The organism is Rouxiella sp. Mn2063 (genome assembly GCF_049319665.1).
Taxonomy (GTDB): domain Bacteria; phylum Pseudomonadota; class Gammaproteobacteria; order Enterobacterales; family Enterobacteriaceae; genus JBMOUD01.
On sequence record NZ_JBMOUD010000037.1, the window covers coordinates 1 to 1,956 of the forward strand.

Below are 1,956 nucleotides of genomic sequence, written 5' to 3' on the forward strand. Positions count from 1 at the left end.
CTGTCAACAACGGGTTAAAAGTGATCCACTTTTCATCATCACCAACGGTTCAATATTGATCCACCGTTTTACTCAGGATTAGCTTCTGCGATAATCCCCGCCTTTCTTTTTTGCTTTAACCGATAGCTCTCTCCTTTTATCTGAACAACATGTGAGTGATGTAAAATTCTGTCTAACATCGCGGATGTCAGCGCTGCATCTCCAGCGAACGTCTGATCCCACTGCCCGAACGGCAAGTTTGACGTCAGGATCATCGCACTTTTTTCATACCGTTTGGCGATGACCTGGAAGAACAACTTAGCTTCCTCCTGGCTGAACGGCAGGTAGCCGATTTCATCAATGATCAGCAGCTTCGGAGCCATTACTCCCCGATGTAACGTGTTCTTATAGCGGCCCTGTTTCTGCGCTGTTGAGAGCTGAAGCAACAGATCCGCGGCAGTCGTGAAGCGAACTTTGATTCCCATTCGTACTGCTTCATAGCCCATCGCGATAGCAAGGTGCGTTTTGCCAACGCCTGACGGTCCCAGCAGTACGATATTTTCGTTTCGTTCGATAAAGCTCAGTGAACGCAGCGACTGTAGCTGCTTCTGAGGGGCTCCGGTGGCGAAGGTGAAGTCGTATTCTTCGAACGTTTTAACTGCCGGGAACGCTGCCATGCGCGTGTACATCGTCTGTTTACGCTGATGCCGTGCCAGTTTTTCTTCATGCAGCAAGTGTTCCAGGAAGTCCATATAACTCCATTCCTGCTCCACGGCCTGCTGGGATAATGCCGGAGCTGCGCCGATGAGGCTGTCCAGTTGAAGTTGTTCTGCCAGGGCCATTAGCCGCTGGTGTTGAAGTTCAACCATCATGCCACTCCCCTACAGAAGCTGTCATAGACCGATAAAGGGTGATGCAGCGGATGGTTATCGAAGGTCGTCAGGGTGTCGGTGATTTGCACGTCGTGCATTTTCTTCTCCGGCGGCAGTGCCAGCATAGCCTGTTGTTCTTCCAGCCACCGGTCACATGGGCGGGTCTGGATAGTTTCATGTTTTCTCTGATTGGCCACCTCATGCAACCAGCGGAGCCCATGCCGGTTTGCTGTTTCCATATCGACAACGATGCCCATTGGCCGCAGGCGAGTCATCAGTGGGATGTAGAAGCTATTCCGGGCGTATTGCACCATTCGTTCCACTTTCCCTTTGGTTTGTGGCCGGAAGGGTCGACACAGACGGGGTGTGAAGCCCATTTCTTTACCGAACTGCCAGAGAGAAGGATGGAAGCGGTGGCGACCGGGTTGATAAGCATCGCGTTCCAGTACAACCGTTTTCATATTGTCGAACAGCACTTCTCGCGGGACGCCGCCAAAGAAGGTAAATGCATTACGGTGGCAGCTTTCCAGCGTTTCGTAGCGCATATTGTCAGTAAATTCGATATACAGCATACGGCTATAACCCAGAACGGCGACGAAGACATGCAATGGGTTTTTACCGTGTCGCATCGTGCCCCAGTCAACCTGCATTTGCTGTCCTGGTGAGGTTTCGAAGCGAACAACAGGCTCCGACGGAGCGGTAACAGCCAGAGAACGGATATATTCCCTTAAAACGGTCATCCCGCCGCCGTAACCCTGCTCGCGGATCTCTCTATCGATTACCGTAGCGGGAATTTTATAAGGGTGTGCATCCTGAATACGCATCCGAATATAATTACGGTACTCATCCAGAACTGAGGGAGCACGGGGCCTTGGGGAATATTCTGGTAGCTCAGGCTTCGCCTTCAGATACCGTTTGACTGTGTTGCGGGAGATGCCCAGTTTTTTTGCGATAGCGCGACTGCTCATTCCCTGCTTATGCAGGATTTTAATTTCCATAACTGTCTCAAAAGTGACCATAAGCTCTCCCTTGTTCAGGAGAGCAGATTAACCCCTGGATCAGATTTCAACCGTTGGGGTGGATCACTTTTGCACCGTTGGTAACA

Annotated in this window: 2 protein-coding genes; both read right to left on the reverse strand. The window is 51.1% G+C overall.

Features of this window, described 5'->3' with window-relative positions; translation table 11 throughout:
- Positions 1 to 68: 68 nt before the first annotated feature.
- Positions 69 to 851, reverse strand: a complete 783-nt coding sequence (gene istB, locus ACL9RG_RS22670) for an IS21-like element helper ATPase IstB (protein ID WP_422794905.1) — start codon at positions 849 to 851, stop codon at positions 69 to 71.
- Positions 848 to 1,870 (reverse strand): IS21 family transposase, encoded by a 1,023-nt coding sequence (gene istA, locus ACL9RG_RS22675; RefSeq protein WP_422794906.1) that lies wholly within the window; start codon positions 1,868 to 1,870, stop codon positions 848 to 850. The genes istB and istA overlap by 4 nt, the downstream gene beginning before the upstream one ends.
- Positions 1,871 to 1,956 lie beyond the last annotated feature (86 nt).